Source organism: Rhodopseudomonas sp. (genome assembly GCF_048594845.1).
Taxonomy (GTDB): Bacteria; Pseudomonadota; Alphaproteobacteria; order Rhizobiales; family Xanthobacteraceae; genus Rhodopseudomonas.
The window spans coordinates 1-19645 of sequence record NZ_JBMDXE010000153.1 but is presented as its reverse complement, the minus strand read 5'-3'; the positions used below and the strand labels follow the sequence as shown (position 1 = coordinate 19645).

Genomic DNA, 19645 nt, shown 5'->3' with positions numbered 1-19645 from the left:
GATGGATTTCGGCACGCTACAGGCCGACGGCAGCATCCTCGTGGTCTTCGCCGAAGCGGACCTGCGCGGTGCCCAAACGATCGCACGGCGTCTGATGGCTGTGATCCGGCAGACGTCTTACTCCGCCCGCCGCGATAGCCGGATCGATCCGGACGTCTCGCTGGCGACGATGACGTCCGGTGACTCCGCCAAGTCTATCCTGTCACGCCTCGCCAAACTCGACACCCGCCGCGTGGCGTCGTAGGCGCGGCATGATCACCAGCAGCGGTGACGATTTGCGACTTGAGCGCGGTCTTTCCCAGTCATTGCGAGCGTAGCGAAACAATCCAGCAGCGCCGTGCACGGGGCCTCTGAATTGCTTCGTCGCGGAGCCTGCGCTTGGACGGCGCGAAGCGCCGATCCGGGTGCTCCTCGCAATAACGGGGCGCGGCTCGGCGTATCGGAGAGCCAACTACGTCCTCACGCCGCCTTCTTCGTCCCGGCCAGCTCCGCGAGTTGCTTCAGGATATCCGTCGTCCCGGCGAGGCGTTCCTCCGGCGTCTTCCAGACCTGGAAGAACACCACCTTCATGTCGGGCCGCACCTTGGCGGCCTCGCCGTGGCGTTTGATGAAGAACACCAGCTTGTCCGGCTGTGCGAAGGCGTTGTCGCGGAAGCTGATCACCACGCCCTTCGGACCGGCGTCGACCTTCTCGACATTGGCGTGGCGGCAATACGCCTTGATGGCCGCGACCTGGAACAGATAGCGGACCTCGTCCGGCGGCGGACCGAAGCGGTCGCGCAGCTCGGCGCCGAAATTTTCGATCTCTTCGTTGCTGTCGAGATCGGCCAGCCGGCGATACAGCGACAGCCGCACCGCGAGATCGGGCACGAACTCCTCGGGGATCAGCACCGGCATGCCGATGGTGATCTGCGGCGACCAGCGATCGGCGACCGGCTCGTCGACGATGCCGGCCTTGAGGTTGGTGATCGCCTCCTCGAGCATCTGCTGATACAGCTCGAATCCGACTTCCTTGATGTGACCCGACTGCTCTTCGCCGAGCAGGTTGCCGGCGCCGCGGATGTCGAGATCGTGCGACGCGAGCTGGAAGCCGGCGCCGAGCGTCTCCAGCGATTGCAGCACCTTGAGCCGCCGCTCCGCCTGCGCGGTGATGCCGTGTTGCGGCAGCGTGAACAGCGCGTAGGCGCGCAGCTTCGAACGGCCGACGCGGCCGCGCAATTGGTACAGCTGGGCCAGACCGAACATGTCGGCACGGTGCACGATCAGGGTGTTGGCATTGGGAATATCGAGGCCGGATTCGACGATGGTGGTCGACAGCAGGATATCGAATTTCCCCTCGTAGAACGCCGACATGATGTCCTCGATCACCGTCGGCGGCATCTGGCCGTGCGCCACCGCGACCTTCATCTCCGGCACGTGCTTGTCCAGGAAATCCTTGACCTCGGCGAGGTCGTCGATCCGCGGCACGACGTAGAACGCCTGGCCGCCGCGATAGCGCTCGCGTAGCAGCGCCTCGCGGATCATCAACGGATCGTGCGGCGCCACGAAGGTGCGCACGGCGAGCCGATCGACCGGCGGCGACGCGATGATCGACAAATCGCGCACGCCGGTCATGGCGAGTTGCAGCGTGCGCGGGATCGGCGTCGCGCTCAGCGTCAGAACATGCACCTCGGCGCGCAGCTGCTTCAGCTTCTCCTTGTGGGTGACGCCGAAATGCTGCTCCTCGTCGACGATGACGAGGCCGAGATCCTTGAACTTGATCGACTTGCCGAGCAACGCGTGGGTGCCCACCACGATATCGAGCGTGCCGTCTGCAAGGCCCTTCTTGACGCCCGTCAGCTCCTTGGGGCTGACCAGTCGCGATGCCTGGCCGACATGCACCGGGAAGCCGCGGAAGCGCTCCGTGAAGGTCTTGGCGTGCTGCCGCGCCAGCAGCGTCGTCGGCACCACGACCGCGACCTGCTTGCCGTCGAGCGCCACCGCGAACGCAGCGCGCAGCGCCACCTCGGTCTTGCCGAAACCGACGTCGCCGCACACCAGGCGGTCCATCGGCGTGCCCTTCTCCAGATCGCCGAGCGCTGCATTGATCGCCGCGAGCTGATCCTCGGTTTCGTCGTAGGGAAAGCGTGCGCAGAATTCGTCGTAGAGATGCGGCGTGACCGCGAGCTTCGGCGCCTGGCGCAGATGCCGTTCGGCCGCGATCTTGATCAGCTCGCCGGCGATCTCGCGGATCCGGTTCTTCAGCTTCGCCTTGCGCGCCTGCCAGCCCGAGCCGCCCAGCTTGTCGAGCTCGACCGTCGTGCCGTCCGAGCCATAGCGCGACAGCAGCTCGATGTTCTCGACCGGCAGGAACAGCTTGGTGTCGTTGGCGTAGTGCAGCTCGACGCAGTCATGCGGCGCGCCGCCTACTTCCAGTGTTTGCAGCCCGATGAAGCGGCCGATGCCGTGCTCGACATGCACGACGATGTCGCCGGCCGACAGGCTGGTCACTTCCGAGATGAAGTTGTCGAGCTTCTTGCTGGCCTTGCGCTGTCGAACCAGACGATCGCCGAGCACATCCTGCTCGGTGATCACTGCGAAGGCGTTGGTCTCGAAGCCGGACTCGAGGCCCACGACCGCGAGTGTCGTCTCATTGCGCGGCGTCGCCTGCACAGTGCGCCACGAATTGACGCTCGTCAGGTTGACCAGCTTGTGGTCCTTCAACATGCTGGCCATGCGGTCGCGCGAGCCTTCGCTCCATAGCGCGATCACCACCTTCTTGCGCACGGCCTGCAGCGACTGCACATGCGCGACCAGTTTCTCGAACACGTTGACGTTGGCATCGGCGCGCTCCGGCGCGAAATTGCGCCCGGCTCGCGCTCCGGCGTCGATCACCGCGCCGCCTTCGGTCGGCACATCGAACGGCGTCAGCCGCGCCAGCGGCCGGCCTTCGAGCCGCTCGCCCCATTCCTTTTCGGTGAGATAGAGTTGATCCGGCGGCAGCGGCTTGTAGATCGCGCCCGAGCCGGGCTGATCCATCGCCTCGCGCCGCGCCTCGTAGTAATCGGCGATCTGCTTGAAGCGTTCGCGCGCCGCGTCCTCACCCTGCGGCTCGATCGCCACCGGTGTGCCGGTGAGATAGTCGAACAGCGTGTCCATCCGCTCCTGAAACAGCGGCAGCCAGTGCTCCATGCCGGGATGGCGGCGGCCTTCGCTGACGGCCGTGTAGAGCTGATCGGCCGGGTTCGGCGCGCCGAAGGCGGCGACGTAGCCCATGCGGAAGCGGCGGATGGTTTCGGTGACGAGCTGGAATTCCGACACCGGCACAAGATCGAGGCCGCGCATGGTGTGCAGCGTGCGCTGGGTCTCGGCGTCGAAGGTGCGGATCGATTCGAGCTGATCGCCGAAGAAGTCGAACCGCACCGGCTGGTCGAGCCCGGCCGGAAACAGATCGAGGATGCCGCCGCGCACGGCGTATTCGCCGGCCTCGCGCACCGTCGAGGCGCGGCTGTAGCCGTTGTGCTCGAGCCAGGCGACGACCGAATCCATCGGCACGATGTTGCCGGGCGCAACCGACAGCGCCTGTGCGGCGATGATCTCGCGCACCGGCACGCGCTGCACGGCCGCGTTGACGGTGGTCAGCACGATCAGCGGCTTATCGCTGCCGGTCAGGCGCGACAGCTTCGCCAGCGTGGTGACGCGCTGCGCCAGAATGCCGGCGTGTGGCGAGACGCGGTCGTAAGGCTGGCAGTCCCAAGCCGGAAACTGCATCACGCCGACGTCCGGCGCGAAGAACTCCAGGCTGCGCGCGAGCTGCTGCATCCGCGGGCCGTCGCGGCAGATTACGGCGAGGCTCACCGCCGGCGGCTTCGGCCGCGCCGCGATGGCGCGTGCGAGATCCGAGACGATCAGCCCCTCGGCACCCTCGGCGACATTGGCAAAAGTCAGCGCCTTGCCGGGTGCGAGCAATTCCGCCGGTGACTTCGCCGGGCTCTTCATGCCGCGCCGCCCTGGTGGCCGTAGGTCTTGATCCGCTCGAACAGCCCGCCCTTGAACTCCGGCGGCAGCGTGTCACCGCCGGAGACGGCGGCGTAGAGGTCGTGATCGTTCAGCTCGATCAGCCCTTCGAGTTCGTCCAATTCGGCGTCGGTCAGGGTCCCGATTTCGGCATCGGCGAACTGGCCGAGGATCAGGTCCATCTCGCGGGTGCCGCGGTGCCAGCAGCGGAACAGCAGGCGCTTGCGACGCTCATCGAGCCCGCCGCTCGATCGGGTGGTGCCAGTCATCGGGTGAAACCTTCGGTCAACGACGAAAGCCCGGACGTGCCGGGCGGAGGTGATATAGCCGCCGCGACAGCGGCTGTCAGCCCGCCCCGGCGCATTGCAATCCGCGCAAAATGCATTCAAGCCTGCAGCAAACGTCGTTCACCCGAACCGGTTCGATGCGCCCCGATCTGCTCAATCCTTTGTTCGCGCCGGTCACCAGCCTGACCGGGGTCGGTCCGAAGCAGGACAAGCTGTTCCGCTATCTGCTGGACCGGGACGACACCCCGCGGCTGGCCGACCTGCTGCTGCATCTGCCGGTCAGCGTGATCGACCGCCGCTCCCGGCCGACCATTCGCGACGCTCAGCCCGGCACCGTGGTGACGCTGGAGGTCACGGTCGACCGGCATCGCCCGCCACCGCCGGGCCGCTCGCGGGCGCCGTACCTGGTCTATGCCAGCGACGAGACCGGCGACGTCATCCTGGCGTTCTTCCGCGCCAAGGCCGAGTACATCGAAAAACTGCTGCCGGTCGGCGAGAAACGCTACGTCTCCGGCACCGGCCAGCTCTACGACGGCACGCTGCAGATCGTGCATCCGGACCGCGTCGTCGACGAGGACGGCTTCGCCAAGCTGCCGCAGATCGACCCGGTCTATCCGCTCACCCAGGGTCTGGCGATCGGCGCGATGCGCCGCGCGGTTGCTCAGGCGCTGACCAAGCTGCCGGCGCTGCCCGAATGGATCAGCCCCGACGTGCTGCGCCGCTGCAGCTTCCCGCCGTTCGCCGAGGCGCTGCAACGCGTCCACATCCCGGTCGAGCCAACCGACATTTTCCCGGCGGGCCCCTACTGGTCCCGCCTCGCCTATGACGAACTGCTCGCCGGCCAGCTCGCGCTCGCGTTGGTCCGCGCCCAGCTCCGCCGCCCCGCGGGCGCGCGCAATGCCGGCGACGGACGGCTGCGCCACAAGATCATTGACGCGCTGCCTTACGCGCTGACCAACTCGCAGCGCGACGCTGCGGCGGCGATCGCCGAGGATCTGCAGCAACCCGTGCGGATGCTGAGGCTGCTGCAGGGCGACGTCGGCAGTGGCAAGACAGTGGTGGCGCTGCTCGCCGCGGCGGCCGTCGCCGAGGCCGGCAAGCAGACGGCGCTGATGGCGCCGACCGAGATCCTGGCGCGCCAGCACATCACGACCATCGCGCCGCTCGCCGAGCGCGCCGGCATGCAGGTCGCGATCCTCACCGGCCGCGAGAAAGGCAAGGAGCGCCGCGAGATTCTGGCGCGGCTGGAAAGCGGCGAGATCGACTTCCTGGTCGGGACCCACGCGCTGATCCAGGACGACGTGATCTACAAATCGCTGGCGCTCGCCGTGGTCGACGAGCAGCACCGCTTCGGCGTCCGCGAGCGGCTGACGCTGACCAGCAAGGGCGCCGATGTCGACGTGCTGGTGCTGTCGGCGACGCCGATCCCGCGCACGCTGGTACTGACTTATTTCGGCGACATGGACGTCTCGGAGCTGCGCGAAAAGCCGGCCGGACGGCAGCCGATCGACACTCGCGCGCTGTCCGAGCAGCGCCTGCCCGAAGTGATCGACGGCATCGGCCGCGCCATCAGCGCCGGCAAGCGCGTGTACTGGATCTGCCCGCTGGTCGAGGAATCCGAGAACGTCAAACTCACCGACGCCGAGCAGCGCTACGAGTCGCTGCGGCAGCGCTTTGGTGACGAGCATGTCGGCCTGGTCCACGGCCGGATGAAAGGCGCCGAGAAAGACCGCGTGATGGCGCAGTTCGCCAGCGGCGAAATCAGCGTGCTGGTGGCGACGACGGTCGTCGAAGTCGGCGTCGACGTGCCCGAAGCCAGCATCATGGTGATCGAGAACGCCGAGCGCTTCGGTCTCGCGCAACTGCACCAGCTGCGCGGCCGCATCGGCCGCGGCAGCGAGGCCTCCACCTGTCTGCTGCTGTACAAGGAGCCGTTGGGCGAGATGTCGGCGGCGCGGCTGCGGGTGATCCGCGAGACCACCGACGGCTTCCGGATTGCCGAGGAAGACCTCAAGCTGCGCGGCGAAGGCGATGTGCTCGGCACAACGCAGAGCGGTCTGCCCGGCTATCGCATCGCGCGCTCCGAAGTTCATGCCCAACTGATCACGCAGGCGCGGGACGAAGCGCTGCGCATCCTCAAAGACAATCCGAAACTGAAAGGCCCGCAAGGCGACGCGCTGCGCTGCCTGCTGTATCTGTACGAGCGCGACGAAGCCATCCCGCTGCTCGGCGCGGGTTGAATCGAAGGCTGGCAAAGGCGCGTAGCGAGGGCATCGCCTAGTTGGCCTTGCGGCACAAGGGCGTGAACATCCTTGTGCCGTCGACGCTCGATCATGCCGGAGGAATCGAGCGTTATTGTCCTGGGCTCAATTGCGACGGTCGGCGTAGCCGGCCGGCAATTCCGACGGCGGGCAAGCGATCACGGTCTGATCGTCGCGGCCGAGCCGCTCCATAAAGGTGATCGTGGCGAATTCGTCGATCACTAGCTTGGGATAGGTCGGACCGGCATCCCGATAGGCACGCATCTCATCGAGATGATCGTTCTGGAAACAGACCGTCTTTTTGGACGTATCCTGAGCGATCCATTGCGGGAAGAAGATCACGCCGTGCAGTCTGCGCTCGACCAGGTTGACCGCTACGCTGACGCACGTTCCGGTCGGCTCGTCCCAGGAAATCTTGTAGATCCCCTCGCCCAATCGAACGATGTGGACGAACTGGTCGCGCACCCATCGCCCCCCGACCATGCCGCTATGAATGCGGTAGTCGACGGTGCTCTCGTTCTTCACGTAGAACTCGTACTGCCAGCCGTTGTCGTAGGTGTAGATCAAGTGGCAGCCGACAAAATCGACGAGTTCGGCGGGGTTGAACGATTCACTGACCTGGGACATTTCCGGGCTCCTTGATGAGATGCCCCGGACGTTCGCATGGGAAAAATAGAACTAAAAATCCTCATTTCCACCTGATATGATCTAGAAATTAGAACGATTGGAGCCGGGAGACGCCGGCGATGACCCAGGTCCCGAAAACGACGGTCGAACAATGGAGCGTCCTGAGAGCCATCGTCGAGCGCGGGAGCTACGCTGAAGCCGCGGAAACGCTGCATCGCAGCCAGTCGTCGATCAGCTACGCGATCGCCAACCTCCAGCACGCGGCGGGCGTTCAGCTTCTCCAGATCGAAGGACGCCGCGCCGTCCTGACGGAGGTCGGGAGAGCGCTGCTGGCCGAAGTGGAGCCTCTGATCGATGACTTCCTGCGCATCGAGCAAAGGGCGAGCGCGGTCGGACATGGCGAGCGCGTAGCGCTTCGACTGCTGGTCGACAGCGTGTTTCCCAAGCCGAAGCTGTTCAATGCGCTCCACAGCCTATCGCGCGCCCATCCGCACATCGACGTTCATCTGCGCGAAATGGTCCGGCTGCCGATGCCGGAGCCGAATGACAGATCCTACGATATCGCGATCGCGCAGCCGGTCGTCGGCGAGCGCTATGGAAAGCGAGTGGCGGACATCGACCTTCTCGCCGTCGCCGCCAGGGGCCATCCTCTCGCCCACCGCAATCGTCCGATCAGCAGGGCGACTTTGGCCAGGCACTTGCGGATCGAGATCCGGGATCTCGAATGGCCGGCCTTCCCGAAGGCGCCGACCGGCGGCAAGACATGGCACGTGAGCACGATCGAATCGGTGCTCGGTGTGGTTCGCGAGGGGCTCGGCTTCAGCTGGCTGCCACGCCACATGATCGAAGGCGACCTGTCACGCGGCGACCTCGTCCAACTCCGCTTGAGCGAAGGGGGCGAACGACGCATCGCGCTCGATCTCTGCCTGTCCGATCAACAGCCCGCCGAAGGCGCGGTGCTGCTTCTTGCCGAGGCGCTGACGACGTAAGTCGATCCCGATCGGTCCGCTCGTCGCGGGCGCGACCATCAATCCACCTTGTCGGGCGCCTTGGTGAGCCGGCGGCGCGAGAACGCGGATTCCGGTTCGTTCGGGTCGCGGGCCTTCTTCGCCGCCAGAGCGGTCGCAGCCAGCGCAGCGATCTTCTTCTGCGGATCGGAGCCCGGCTGCACCACCCCGGCCGACATGATCAGCGTCGCGGCCTCCTCGGCGTTGAGGTCGATCGGAATCACCTTACTGCGCGGCACGTAGAAGAAGAAGCCGGTGGTCGGGTTCGGCGCGCACGGCAGAAATACCGAGATATGCTCGTCCTGACTCGGGATCTTGGTGGCGATCTCCTCGTTCGGCGGCAGCGAAATCAGCACGATCGACCACATCCCCGGCGACGGAAACTCGACCAAGCCGACCTTGCGCAGGCTGTTGCCGTTGCCCGAGAACAGCGTCTCGAACACCTGCTTGAGGCCGCGATAGATCGCCCGCACCACCGGCATCCGGCCGAGCAGCCGCTCGCCGAGATCGACCAGCGACCGGCCGATCAGGTTGGCCGTGAGGAAGCCAAGCAGGGTCAACGCGAGGAAGGCGACGACCAGTCCCGAACCCGGCACGGCGAACGGCAGATAGGTTTCGGGGCGATAGTCCAGCGGCACGAATGGGCGGACGAAACCGTCCACCCAATTCACGAACCACCAGGTCAGATAGAACGTGATCGCGACCGGACCAGCGACGATCAGGCCAGTCAGAAAGTAATTCCGAATCCGTCCCATGAATCCGCGCGGCGGATCCTGGACGGTCTCACCGAGAGGCGGATTGGGCGTATCGTTCATGCGGCGTCCAGGTCGACAACATTGCAATGCGCCGCGAATTGACGGCGTGCGTCCAGTCTAGTGCAGTTTGGGTTCCGTTGGCATCGGAACCGCTCCACCATCATGGTGTTTCGACGCCTTTTCCACGCGAACCGCTGCGCCACCGGGCCGACCGCAAGGGTCTTGCCCGCTCGCGGCGAGATATAGGCGGTTCGGGCCGCCGCAACAACTGGCGGATGTGGATAGAGTTGCGGCGCTGCCTATTCGACAGTCACAGATTTCGCGAGGTTGCGCGGCTGGTCAACGTCGGTGCCCATCACGACGGCCGTATGGTACGCGAGCAGTTGTGCCGGGATCGCATACACCCGCGGCGTGACCGCCGCGGCCAGGTCGGGCATCACAATGGTCACCAGCGACTCCACAGTCGCCTCCTCGGCGCCCTTGGCGTCGGTGATCAGGATGATGCGGCCGCCGCGGGCGGCGACTTCCTGCATGTTGGACACTGTCTTCTCGAACACACGATCGTATGGCGCGATCACCACGACCGGCATCTTCTCGTCGATCAACGCGATCGGGCCATGCTTCAATTCGCCGGCGGCATAGCCTTCGGCGTGGATATAGGAGATTTCCTTAAGCTTCAGCGCGCCTTCCAGCGCCAGCGGATAGGACGTGCCACGGCCGAGATAGAGGACGTCCTGCGATTTGGCGATATCGCGGGCCAGCCGCTCGACCTGATGCTCGGTCGCCAACGCCGCGGCCATCAGCCGCGGCAGTTCGATCAGGCCGTGCACCAGCTTGGTCTCGTCCTGCTCCGACAATTCGCCCCGCGCCCGCCCGGCGGCCACAGCCAGTGCGGCAAGCACGGTGAGTTGGCAGGTGAACGCCTTGGTCGAGGCAACGCCGATCTCCGGCCCCGCCAGCGTCGGCATCACGGTCTCGCTCTCGCGTGCGATCGTCGAGGTCGGCACATTGACAACCGACAGCGTGTGCAGCCCCTGCTCCTTGGCGTAGCGCAGCGCCGCCAGCGTGTCGGCGGTCTCGCCGGACTGCGAAATGAAGATCGCCAAGTCGCCCTTGCGCAGCGGTGCTTCGCGATAGCGGAATTCAGACGCGATATCGATCTCGACCGGCAACCGGGCGAAGCGCTCGAACCAATACTTGCCGATGTAACCGGCGTAGTTCGCGGTGCCGCAGGCCGTGATCGAAACGCGCTGGATGTCCTTGAAGTCGAACGGCAGCCTGGCCGGCAGCGCCACGCGTTCGGTGCCCATGTCGAGATAGCGCGCCAACGTGTGGCCCACGACCTCGGGCTGCTCGTGGATTTCCTTCGCCATGAAGTGGCGATAGTTCGCCTTGTCGACCACGAAAGACGACGCGCCGGACTTGATTACGCCGCGCTGGACCACGTCACCCTTGGCGTCGCGGACCTCGGCGCCGTTGCGCGTCATTACCACCCAGTCGTCGTCGTCGAGATAGCTGATATCGTCGGTGAGCGGCGCCAGCGCGATCGCGTCGGAGCCGAGATACATCTCGCCTTCGCCATAGCCGATTGCCAGCGGCGACCCCTTGCGGGCGCCGATCATCAGGTCGTCCTGACCTTCGAACAGGAAAGCCAGCGCGAACGCGCCACGCAGCCGCGGCAGCGCGGCCTTCACCGCGTCGACCGGCGACGCGCCCTTGCGGATGTAGCTGTTGACCAGATGCGCGACCACTTCGGTGTCGGTCTCGCTGGCGAACTTGGCGCCTTCGGCCTGCAGTTCGTTGCGCAATTCGCGGAAGTTCTCGATGATGCCGTTATGCACGACGGCGACGCCGTCGGCGGCGTGCGGATGCGCGTTGGCTTCGGTCGGTTTGCCGTGGGTTGCCCAGCGCGTGTGGCCGATGCCGGAATGTCCCGACAACGGTTCACGTGAAAGCCGCGCTTCGAGATTCTTCAGCTTGCCCTCGGCACGGCGGCGCGCGAGGTGCTCGCCTTCCAGCGTCGCGACGCCTGCGGAATCGTAGCCGCGATACTCCAGCCGCTTGAGTGAATCGACCAATTGCCCCGCAACCGGTCCGCGTCCGAGAATGCCGATGATGCCGCACATGCGGTTGAAGTTCCCCCGACGACCGGTAACGCCCGGCCCTGTTGCTATGTAGCGAGTCCGTCGAAAGTGGAGGTAGTCAATAATTATTGCGGATTGCGACAGGGTTAGCGGCGATGCGTTAACCAATCTCCGGGTCCGCGCGATGATCGCCCTTAGTGTCCGCCGGGCTTTTTGGTGCGCGCTTTCGCCTCACGGAAGCGCTTGGCCCAGCCCTCGCGCAGCGTCTGCTCGTTGCGCTCGACGGCGAGTGCATCGTCCGGCACCGGCTTGGTGATCACCGATCCCGAGCCGATATAAGCGCCCGCACCGATTTTCACAGGCGCCACCAGCGACGAATTCGAGCCGACGAACGCGCCCGCGCCGATCTCGGTCTTGTGCTTGTTGAAGCCGTCGTAGTTGCAGGTGATGGTGCCGGCGCCGATGTTGGCGTTGGCACCGACATGGGCGTCGCCGATGTAGGTAAGGTGATTGACTTTGGCGCCGGCGTCGATCTGGGCCGCTTTGGTTTCGACGAAATTGCCGATCCGCGCACCATCGCCGAGCGACGTGCCCGGTCGCAGCCGCGCATACGGACCGACCGACGTTCTGGCACCGATCTTGGCGTCGACGATGTGCGAGAACGAATGGATCACGGCGCCGTCGGCAATGCTGACGCCGGGACCGATCACCACGAACGGCTCGATCGTCACATCCTTGCCGAACGTCGTGTCGGCGGCGAGATGGATCGTCTCTGGAGAGATCAGCGTCACACCGGCGGTCATCGCGGCCATCCGTAGCCGGTTCTGCATGACCGCTTCGGCTTCGGCGAGCTGCGCCTTGGTGTTGATGCCGCGGACTTCGTCTTCATCCGTCTCGATCACGCGCGCGGTGAGGCCGCGCGCCCGGATCAGGCCGACCGCGTCGGTCAGGTAGTACTCGCCCTTCTTGTTGGCGTTGCCGATCTGGCCGAGCACATCGAGCGCGACCTTGCCGTCGATCGCCATCACGCCGGCGTTGCAGAGCGTGATCTTCAGCTCTTCGGCAGTCGCATCGGCCTGTTCGCGGATCGCGGCCAGTTGATCGCCCTCGACCACCAGCCGGCCGTAACCGGTGGGATCAGCAGCGCGGAACCCCAGCGCCACCAGGGACGCGCCGTTGGCCAAAGGCACGCGCAGCCGCGCGAAGGTCTCGGCGGAAATCAGCGGCGTATCGCCGAATGCGATGAGCAGATCGTCGGCGCCCTTGGCGATCGCCTCTTTGGCGGCGAGCACGGCATGAGCCGTGCCGAGCCGTTCGCGCTGCACGTAAATTTCGGCGTCCGGGCGGACGCGCGTGACCTCGTCGGCGACGGCCTGATGATCCGGACCGATCACCACGGCGATCCGGTTGCCCTCTCCCTGCGGCGCCGCCGCCAGCACATGCGACAGGAGCGGACGGCCCGCGACCGGGTGCAGCACCTTCGGTAGCGACGATCGCATCCGCGTCCCCTCGCCGGCCGCAAGCACGATCGTCAGGCTGGATCTCGTCGTCATCTCAATTCCCGTCAGTCGATACGCAGCCCTCATAGAGCCTTTAGGCCGGAGGGGAAACGGCTTTCGCAGCTCGAAAGTGACTCCTCGGCGACAGCGGCAAGCCATTTCCCTGTTAATGTTGATGCTCTGATTCGATTGGGCGACAGGGGCTTTCAGGCTTTCGGATGGCGCGGAACAGGGACGATCTCGCGGACAGCTTCGCCACAGACGAGCCCGGTGGCTGGCTGGCGCGTTTTCTGGCTGACGAGGACGACCTCGACGCCCGCGGCAAGTGGCGGCTGGCGACGTGGGCGGCCGGATCGCTGGGCGCGCTGGTGATCGCCATCCTCGCCACCCAGACGTCGATCGACCGCCGCCGCGATCAGGTCGCCGCCGCCGATCTGGCGCGGCAGTCGCAACAGATCCAACGCCTGACCAAAGAGAGCCAGAGCGAAGCCACCCGCCTCGCCTCGGCAATCGATACCCTCAATGCCGACCGCGACCGCCTCTACGCCCGTCTCGGCTCGCTCGAACAGGGGCTGGACTCGGTGACCGGGTCGATCGCACGGGTGCAGGCCTCGTCCCGATCAGGAGCCGGCGATAAGGCGCTTGCGGCCTCCCTGCCGGAAATCCCGGTCAAGCAAGCGGCGCCGCCGGTGGCCTCGGTCGACTCCAAAGCAAGCGTACCGCAGGGGGCCAGCGCTCCTGAACTCGTCGCCGCCGCCCCCGCGCCTCCATCCCAGGCTGCGCTGCCTTCCAAACGTCCCGCCGAGGCCGAGCAGCCGATATCGAGCGTCGCCGCGCCTGCAGCGCCGCACGCCGCCGCAGCGCCCTCCCAAGAATCCGAATCCAAACATGCAGAGAAAACCGCCCTTGCGGCTCTGACGCCGCCGGCACCGCTGATGTCGGCGCGCTCGATGCTGGCTCCCCCGGATGTGGCGGCCACCACGCTGAACGTGCCGCGACCGGTAGCAGCGCCCGCCGGGCCGGAGGCCGAGCCCGAGACACCGGACGGAACGCCGGTCGCCGTGCCGCGCACCGCTTTCGGAATCGAACTCGGCGGCGCCAACAGCGTCGACGGACTACGCAATCTGTGGCGGCGCATGGCCAAGGCTCATAAGGAGCTGAAGGACATGCGGCCCATCATCATGATCAAGGAGAACGCCAGCGGCGGTCAGCTTCGGCTGGTGGCGGGGCCCCTTGATGACGCGGCCGCCGCCGCGAAACTCTGTGCCGCACTCGGTGCTGCCGACCGCACGTGCGAGACCACCGTGTTCGACGGCCAGCGGCTGCCGCTGGCTTCGACCGCACCGCCGCCGCGTCAGCCGCGCAAGCGCCCGCCGAAAGTCACGGCCGTCGCGCCGGAGCCGCCGCCTGCACCCGAACCGCCACCCCCGCCGCCACAACCAAAGCCGGGCCCGCTGTCGTCGATTCTCGGCATACACTGACCGCATCTGTCAGGCTCAGCCGTCCGGACGGGTTGTTCGCGGCTGCAAACCGCAGCATAATCGCGCCATGAAGAAAGAACCGTTCCGTCTCTCCCCGTATCAGGTGCAATGGCTGCTGGTCGTCGGTTTCGTGACCGTCGGCTACGCGCTGTATCTGCGCTATCTCGCCATCGAAATGTCGACGGTGGCGCTCGCCTGCGACGCCGGCCTGCAGTCGATGCTGTGCAAGACCCGGCTGCTGATGACCTACCTGTTCCGCAATTCCGTGTTCGGAATCGCGGCCCTGGTGATCGCCGTGCTGCACTTCATCCGGCCATCGATCGTGCTCTTGACCGCCGGTCTGGTGGCGGCCGGCTTCGGCATCGTGCTCTACAATATCGGCCTGTCGGGGATCGCGATTGGGCTGCTTATTTTGGGCTTTGCGCGGCCCGCGCCCGCCACAGCGTAAGCGCCAGCATCGCATAGACCGCGCAGGTCCACAGCGACTGCCAGTTCTTGGGCCCTTCGTTGAACACCGTGTAGATCGCCGAGACCACGAACACCCCGGCGAACACCGCCTCGGCAATCGGCCGCGCGCCCAGCGCCGGCCGGTTCAGCAGCATCAGCAGAAACAGCGGCAGCACCGCCATCGTCAGCGACGCGAACGGGAAGTCACGGTAGCGCGGATCGAAGGTGAAGCCGAGCGCGGTCTGGGCGCCGATCAGCACCGTGACTGCCAGCGACAGGCCGAGCGCGTAGGTGAGAAACGATCGGTCACGCATCTCGCGCGGGCCGAACAGTTCGAGGAACGTCGGCAGCGGCCGCCCCGACATCAGCGCGTGCGCCGCAAAGATCGGCGTCAGCACGCCGCTGGCCAGCAGCAGCCCCCATTGCAGCCAGCGACCCCAGCCGTAGCTTTCGACCAACATCTTGTCGACCGCGATGCCGAGCAGCGTGCCTGCAGCGGTGGCGGTCGCGCCGACCGCGAGCCAGGACGCCAGCCGCGGCGCCCATGGCTTGCGGCGCAGTGACAGCAGCGCCGTGGCGAACACCAGCACGCTGAGCCCCATCCCGGCCGCCATCGACAGCTTCCATTCCGGGAAATTGCTGATCGGCACGCCGGCCGGATATTTCAGGGCGCGATTGTCCGCATCGATCAGGCCCCAATAACCGCCGACGGTGCCTTCGAGGTCGCGCTTCCACGGCTGATCGTAGGCCTCGATCAGGTTGACCCGGAAGTTCTCGATCTTGGCGAGTTGCAGAATCTCCGACACCACCCGCGCCTGATTGGCACGCGACGGCAGCGCACCCTCGCGCATCCGCCCGGCGCTCGGCCAGCCGGTTTCGCCGATCAGGATTTCCTTGGCCGGGAACGCGACGGCGACGCGCTTGCGAATCTGATCGACATGCGCCGCGGCGTTGCGAGCGCGGATCGGGATGTCCTCCCAATACGGCAGGATGTGAATCGTGACGAAGTCGACCGCGTCGTAGATCTCACGATTGCGCAGCCAGTACTCCCAGACGTCCGCGTAGGTGACCGGCGTCTTGACCTGCGACTTTACCAGACGGATCGTCGCGGCGAGGTCGCCGACGGTCATTTCACCGCGCAGCAGCACTTCGTTGCCGACCACCAGACCGGTGATCACATCCGGATAGTCCTTGGCAAGACCGACGGCGACGGCGATCTGCGCCAGGTTCTTGGCGCGGTCGTTGCCCAGCCAGATACCCTGGATGACTTTCAGGCCGACCTTGCGCGCGAGCGGCGGCAGTTGTTCGAGGCCGTTGTCGATCGAGTACGTGCGCACGCATTTCGAAATCTTGGCGAGCTGGACCATGTCCTGCTCGATCTGCTCGGCGGGGATTCGCGTCGTCGGATCGAGCGGCGTCTGCTCGCCGCGGAACGGCGCGTAGGACACGCATTCGAGCTTGGCGCTCGGATCGATCGGTGCGCGCGACAGCGAGACCGGCGTGGCGATCCACCACCACACGCCGAAGATGATGCCGAGAGATATCGGGAGAAGCGCCAGCGGCGTGCGAAAAGAAATGGGTTCCGTCCTCCAGAAGGACCGTCGATTACCCGCTAACAGCCGTTCTGCCAAGACCATAAGAGGACGCACGATCGGATGCCAGCGCGCGCGGCTCCGGAATGAACGAGCATTAAGCTACATGAATTCGTCGCCATGTCGGCTCTGCTCATTTGTCATTGCTGGACAAATCCCGAAATGTCCGTCATGGGAATCGTGCAGGGTCACGCCGTATCGGCGACGAATTCTGGTGGCATCGGGCGCATGGGGACCGACGCCGCTGTGGCCCGGCCAACCAGATCGGGGACGCTATGCGACGAGTATTCCTTGAGTTCCAGAACGCGCTGTGGCGTGGCCTGGGCGCGACCGGACTTGCCCTGCTGATCGGCATCGGCGGCGCGATTGCCCAGAGCGGCGATTTGCGTGCTCAGGATCAGACCCCCAAGCCTCCGGCGAACGCCAACCAGCCGGCGCAGCAGCCGCCGGCTGACGCGCTCAAGGACAGTCAGCGCAAGACCGACGAATTCGTCGAGGCCGCGCAGGCGATCAACGGCCCGGCCGGAAATCCCGAATGCGTCTGGCTCGGCCGCCGCGTCGTCGTGCTGATGTGGCGCGACGATCTCGACACCGCCTTCCGCCATCTCGATCTGTACGACCGCTTCGGCTGCCCGACCGGTCACATCCAGGCGGCCTTCCGCTGCCTCGTCCGCTCCGGCCCGATCGATCCGAAGGTGCCGGAAGGTCTCAGCGGCCGCGTCCATGCGTGCTGGATCAATCCGAGCGCCCAGCCGCAGCCCGCAGCCGCGACCGCCACGCCGGCAGCGCCGTCCGGCAAGCCGGCCGCCGCGCCGCAGTCCGCGAACCCGGCTCCCGCTCCGTCCACGCCGGCGCCCGCGCCGAATGCTGCTCCCGCTCCTGCGCCGGCCAAATAAGCCGGCGCGCCTCAGGAACACCCGGAAATCTTCGCGGTTGGATTGCAAACCGCCCTCAAATCGCCACGGCGTCGTATGAATTGATCGCTGACGGGGCCGAGCTTGATGCTTAAATTGCTACCGCCTTGGTCGGACCTCGGGGACGGGTCCGCTGACCAGCCATCAGGGCCCCGTATGGTTTAGTTGCGATGCGCGCCGTCGTCGCCGTTCTACTGTTCGTCACTGCCGCCCATGCCGGTCTCTGGGGCATCCTCCGAGACAAACAAAAAGCCCCCGACTTCACCGGCATCCTGCCGAGCGTGTCCTACGCTCCGTTCGACGGCTCGGCGCATCCGGACGTCGACAACATTCCCACCGCAGAACGAATCCGTTCCGACCTGAAGACGCTGGCGCCGATGACGCGCGCCATTCGTCTGTATTCGTCGACCGGCGGCGTCGAGCTGGTACCGCCGATCGCCAACGAGGTCGGCCTCAAGGTCACCGTCGGCGCCTGGATCGACAAATTCACCGACCGCAACGAACGCGAAATGCAGGCGGCGGTCGACCTCGCCAAGCACAACAGCAACGTCAACGGCATCGTCGTCGGCAACGAAACCATCTACCGCGCCGACCAGAAGGTCGAGGACCTGATCAAGCTGATCCAGCGCGTCAAGAGCCAGGTCAGCGTGCCTGTGACGACCGGCGAGATCTGGAACATCTGGCTCGAGCATCCCGAGCTCGCCTCCTCGGTCGATTTCATCGCCGCGCACATCCTGCCCTATTGGGAAGGCTTCTCCGACAAACAGGCCGTCGACCAGGCACTGATCATCTATCAGAAGCTGCGCGACGCCTTCCCCGGGAAGCGCATTGTCATCGCCGAATTCGGCTGGCCAAGTGCCGGCTACAATCTCAAGGCCGCCGTGCCCGGCCCGTTCGAACAGGCGGTGACGCTGCGCAACTTCGTCAGCCGCGCCGAAGCGATCGGGATGGAATACAACATCGTCGAAGCGATCGATCAGCCCTGGAAATACTTCGAGGGCGGCGTCGGCCCGTATTGGGGCATCCTCAACGCTTCGCGCGAGCCGAAATTCTCTTGGACCGGCCCGGTGGTCGATCCGGCCTATTGGAAGCTTGCCGGCATCGCGCTGCTGGTCGGCATCCTGCTGTCCTTGCCAATCCTGCAGCTCGCCGCACCGACGGTGATGCAGACCGCCGTCCTGTCTTCGGCCGCCCACGGCGTCGGCGCCTGGGCCGCAACCGTGTTCGCCTATTGGACCGGGCATTACTTCGTGTTCGGCTCGGCCTTCGCACTGACGCTGGGCATGATCCTGCTGACGCCGCTGGTGATCATCGCGTTGGCCCGGATCGAGGAAATCGCCGCCATCGCCTTCGGCCACAAGCCGCGCCGGCTGATCACCCGTGCGCTGACCGACGCGCAGCAGGCTACGCCACGTCCTGACGACGTCGCTCACTTCCCCAAGGTCTCGATTCACGTCCCGGCCTATTTCGAGCCGCCGGAGATGCTGAAGCAGACGCTGGATGCGGTCGCGCGTCTCGACTATCCGAATTTCGAGTGCGTGGTGATCATCAACAACACGCCCGACCCGGCGTTCACCCAGCCGATCCAGGACCACTGCCGCGAGCTCGGCGAGCGCTTCAAATTCATCAACGCCGAGAAGGTGCAGGGCTTCAAAGCCGGCGCGCTGCGCATCGCGATGGAGCGCACCGCGGTCGATGCCGAGATCATCGGCATCATCGACGCCGACTATGTGGTGACGCCGGATTGGCTGAAGGACCTCGTTCCCGCGTTCGACGACCCGCGGGTCGGCCTGGTGCAGGCGCCGCAGGAGCATCGCGACGGCGACCGCTCGCTGATGCACTACATCATGAACGGCGAATATGCCGGCTTCTTCGACATCGGCATGGTCCAGCGCAACGAATACAACGGCATCATCGTGCACGGCACGATGTGCCTGATCCGCCGCGCCGCGATGGACATGGCCGGCGGCTGGTCCAGCGACACGATCTGCGAAGACTCCGATCTCGGCCTCGAGATCATGGAGCACGGCTGGCTCACCCACTACACCAACACCCGCTACGGCTACGGCCTGCTGCCGGACACCTACGAGGCGTTCAAGAAGCAGCGACACCGCTGGGCCTATGGCGGCTTCCAGATCATCAAGAAGCACTGGCGCCGTTTCCTGCCGAGTAACAGCCGCCTGTCGCAGGATCAGAAGCGCGAGTTCGGTCTCGGCTGGCTGAATTGGCTTGGCGCCGAAAGCCTCGGCGTCGTGGTCGCCATCCTCAATCTGATCTGGGTTCCGATTGTCGCCTTCGCCGACATCGCCATCCCGGACAAGATCCTGACGCTGCCGATCATCGCGTCGTTCATCGTGACGCTGGCGCACTTCCTGACGCTCTATAGATTGCGGGTGAAGATCAACGTCTGGCAGATGCTGGGCGCGATGATCGCCGCGATGTCGGTGCAGTGGACGGTGTGCCGCGCCGTCGCCCAGGGCCTGATCACCGAGCACCTCGCCTTCAACCGCACCTCGAAGGGTGGCCTGACGATGATGTCGGTCGACTTTCAGGCGTTCTGGGAAGCCGTGATCGGCGTGCTGCTGTTGATCGGCGCCGCGATCCTGGTGGTCTCCAACAGCAACATCCAGATCACCGAGATCTACATTTTCGCCGGCGTCTTGGTGCTGCAGAGCCTGCCGTTCCTGGCGGCGGT

13 protein-coding genes and 1 pseudogene are annotated in these 19645 nt (G+C 65.6%); 7 read left to right on the top strand and 7 right to left on the bottom strand.

Annotated elements, in window-relative coordinates; all coding sequences use genetic code 11:
* A pseudogene (locus tag ACOJTD_RS09475) lies at nt 1-244 on the top strand (GGDEF domain-containing protein); the annotation flags it as partial.
* Nucleotides 245-459: 215 nt separating this feature from the next.
* Here ACOJTD_RS09475 and mfd read toward each other — a convergent pair.
* Together mfd and ACOJTD_RS09465 are read right to left on the bottom strand one after the other, a co-directional pair.
* Nucleotides 460-3978 (bottom strand): transcription-repair coupling factor, encoded by a 3519-nt coding sequence (gene mfd, locus ACOJTD_RS09470; RefSeq protein ID WP_420132670.1) that lies wholly within the window; start codon nt 3976-3978, stop codon nt 460-462.
* Entirely contained in the window at nt 3975-4265 is a 291-nt protein-coding gene (locus ACOJTD_RS09465; RefSeq protein ID WP_420132669.1) for a succinate dehydrogenase assembly factor 2, read from the bottom strand. The genes mfd and ACOJTD_RS09465 overlap by 4 nt, the downstream gene beginning before the upstream one ends.
* Nucleotides 4266-4420: 155 nt before the next feature.
* Here ACOJTD_RS09465 and recG point away from each other — a divergent pair, with 155 nt between their 5' ends.
* Complete coding sequence (recG, locus tag ACOJTD_RS09460) at nt 4421-6523, top strand: ATP-dependent DNA helicase RecG (protein WP_420132668.1); 2103 nt, start codon at nt 4421-4423, stop codon at nt 6521-6523.
* Nucleotides 6524-6649: 126 nt separating this feature from the next.
* On the opposite strand, the gene ACOJTD_RS09455 is transcribed toward recG, so the two are convergent.
* Entirely contained in the window at nt 6650-7171 is a 522-nt protein-coding gene (locus tag ACOJTD_RS09455; RefSeq protein WP_420132667.1) for a phenolic acid decarboxylase, read from the bottom strand.
* A 119-nt stretch (nt 7172-7290) separates the two neighbouring features.
* Here ACOJTD_RS09455 and ACOJTD_RS09450 point away from each other — a divergent pair, with 119 nt between their 5' ends.
* Nucleotides 7291-8160, top strand: coding sequence for a LysR family transcriptional regulator (locus ACOJTD_RS09450; RefSeq protein WP_420132666.1), 870 nt, complete (start codon nt 7291-7293; stop codon nt 8158-8160).
* Nucleotides 8161-8198: 38 nt separating this feature from the next.
* Here ACOJTD_RS09450 and ACOJTD_RS09445 read toward each other — a convergent pair whose 3' ends face one another.
* From ACOJTD_RS09445 to glmU, 3 genes are all read right to left on the bottom strand, one after another.
* Nucleotides 8199-8993 carry a DUF502 domain-containing protein gene (locus tag ACOJTD_RS09445; protein ID WP_420132665.1) on the bottom strand — a complete coding sequence of 265 codons (795 nt, stop codon included), beginning with the start codon at nt 8991-8993 and terminating at the stop codon, nt 8199-8201.
* A gap of 239 nt (nt 8994-9232) precedes the next feature.
* Nucleotides 9233-11059 carry a glutamine--fructose-6-phosphate transaminase (isomerizing) gene (gene glmS, locus ACOJTD_RS09440; protein ID WP_420132664.1) on the bottom strand — a complete coding sequence of 609 codons (1827 nt, stop codon included), beginning with the start codon at nt 11057-11059 and terminating at the stop codon, nt 9233-9235.
* Nucleotides 11060-11211: 152 nt separating this feature from the next.
* Complete coding sequence (gene glmU, locus ACOJTD_RS09435) at nt 11212-12570, bottom strand: bifunctional UDP-N-acetylglucosamine diphosphorylase/glucosamine-1-phosphate N-acetyltransferase GlmU (RefSeq protein ID WP_420132663.1); 1359 nt, start codon at nt 12568-12570, stop codon at nt 11212-11214.
* Between the two features lie 164 nt (nt 12571-12734).
* Here glmU and ACOJTD_RS09430 point away from each other — a divergent pair, with 164 nt between their 5' ends.
* Together ACOJTD_RS09430 and ACOJTD_RS09425 are read left to right on the top strand one after the other, a co-directional pair.
* Nucleotides 12735-13997, top strand: coding sequence for a hypothetical protein (locus ACOJTD_RS09430; RefSeq protein WP_420132662.1), 1263 nt, complete (start codon nt 12735-12737; stop codon nt 13995-13997).
* A gap of 67 nt (nt 13998-14064) precedes the next feature.
* Entirely contained in the window at nt 14065-14445 is a 381-nt protein-coding gene (locus ACOJTD_RS09425; protein ID WP_420132661.1) for a hypothetical protein, read from the top strand.
* Here the strand turns inward: ACOJTD_RS09425 and ACOJTD_RS09420 are convergent.
* A complete protein-coding gene (locus ACOJTD_RS09420) occupies nt 14405-16081 on the bottom strand; it encodes a beta-(1-6) glucans synthase (RefSeq protein ID WP_420132660.1) in 1677 nt (558 codons plus the stop codon). The genes ACOJTD_RS09425 and ACOJTD_RS09420 overlap by 41 nt on opposite strands.
* A 230-nt stretch (nt 16082-16311) precedes the next feature.
* Here ACOJTD_RS09420 and ACOJTD_RS09415 point away from each other — a divergent pair, with 230 nt between their 5' ends.
* Complete coding sequence (locus tag ACOJTD_RS09415; RefSeq protein ID WP_420132659.1) at nt 16312-16932, top strand: beta-1-3, beta-1-6-glucan biosynthesis protein; 621 nt, start codon at nt 16312-16314, stop codon at nt 16930-16932.
* A 188-nt stretch (nt 16933-17120) separates the two neighbouring features.
* Nucleotides 17121-19645, top strand: a 2525-nt coding sequence (locus tag ACOJTD_RS09410; protein WP_420132658.1) for a glycosyltransferase, incomplete at its 3' end; no start/stop codon positions are given.

Excerpts from the sequence above, each read along its gene's own strand:
- glmU (WP_420132663.1), bottom strand. The coding sequence starts at position 12,570 with ATGACGACGAGATCCAGCCTGACGATCGTGCTTGCGGCCGGCGAGGGG.
- ACOJTD_RS09420 (WP_420132660.1), bottom strand. The coding sequence starts at position 16,081 with ATGGTCTTGGCAGAACGGCTGTTAGCGGGTAATCGACGGTCCTTCTGG.
- glmS (WP_420132664.1), bottom strand. The coding sequence starts at position 11,059 with ATGTGCGGCATCATCGGCATTCTCGGACGCGGACCGGTTGCGGGGCAA.
- mfd (WP_420132670.1), bottom strand. The coding sequence starts at position 3,978 with ATGAAGAGCCCGGCGAAGTCACCGGCGGAATTGCTCGCACCCGGCAAG.
- recG (WP_420132668.1), top strand. The coding sequence starts at position 4,421 with ATGCGCCCCGATCTGCTCAATCCTTTGTTCGCGCCGGTCACCAGCCTG.
- ACOJTD_RS09445 (WP_420132665.1), bottom strand. The coding sequence starts at position 8,993 with ATGAACGATACGCCCAATCCGCCTCTCGGTGAGACCGTCCAGGATCCG.
- ACOJTD_RS09415 (WP_420132659.1), top strand. The coding sequence starts at position 16,312 with ATGCGACGAGTATTCCTTGAGTTCCAGAACGCGCTGTGGCGTGGCCTG.
- ACOJTD_RS09465 (WP_420132669.1), bottom strand. The coding sequence starts at position 4,265 with ATGACTGGCACCACCCGATCGAGCGGCGGGCTCGATGAGCGTCGCAAG.
- ACOJTD_RS09425 (WP_420132661.1), top strand. The coding sequence starts at position 14,065 with ATGAAGAAAGAACCGTTCCGTCTCTCCCCGTATCAGGTGCAATGGCTG.
- ACOJTD_RS09430 (WP_420132662.1), top strand. The coding sequence starts at position 12,735 with ATGGCGCGGAACAGGGACGATCTCGCGGACAGCTTCGCCACAGACGAG.
- ACOJTD_RS09455 (WP_420132667.1), bottom strand. The coding sequence starts at position 7,171 with ATGTCCCAGGTCAGTGAATCGTTCAACCCCGCCGAACTCGTCGATTTT.
- ACOJTD_RS09450 (WP_420132666.1), top strand. The coding sequence starts at position 7,291 with ATGACCCAGGTCCCGAAAACGACGGTCGAACAATGGAGCGTCCTGAGA.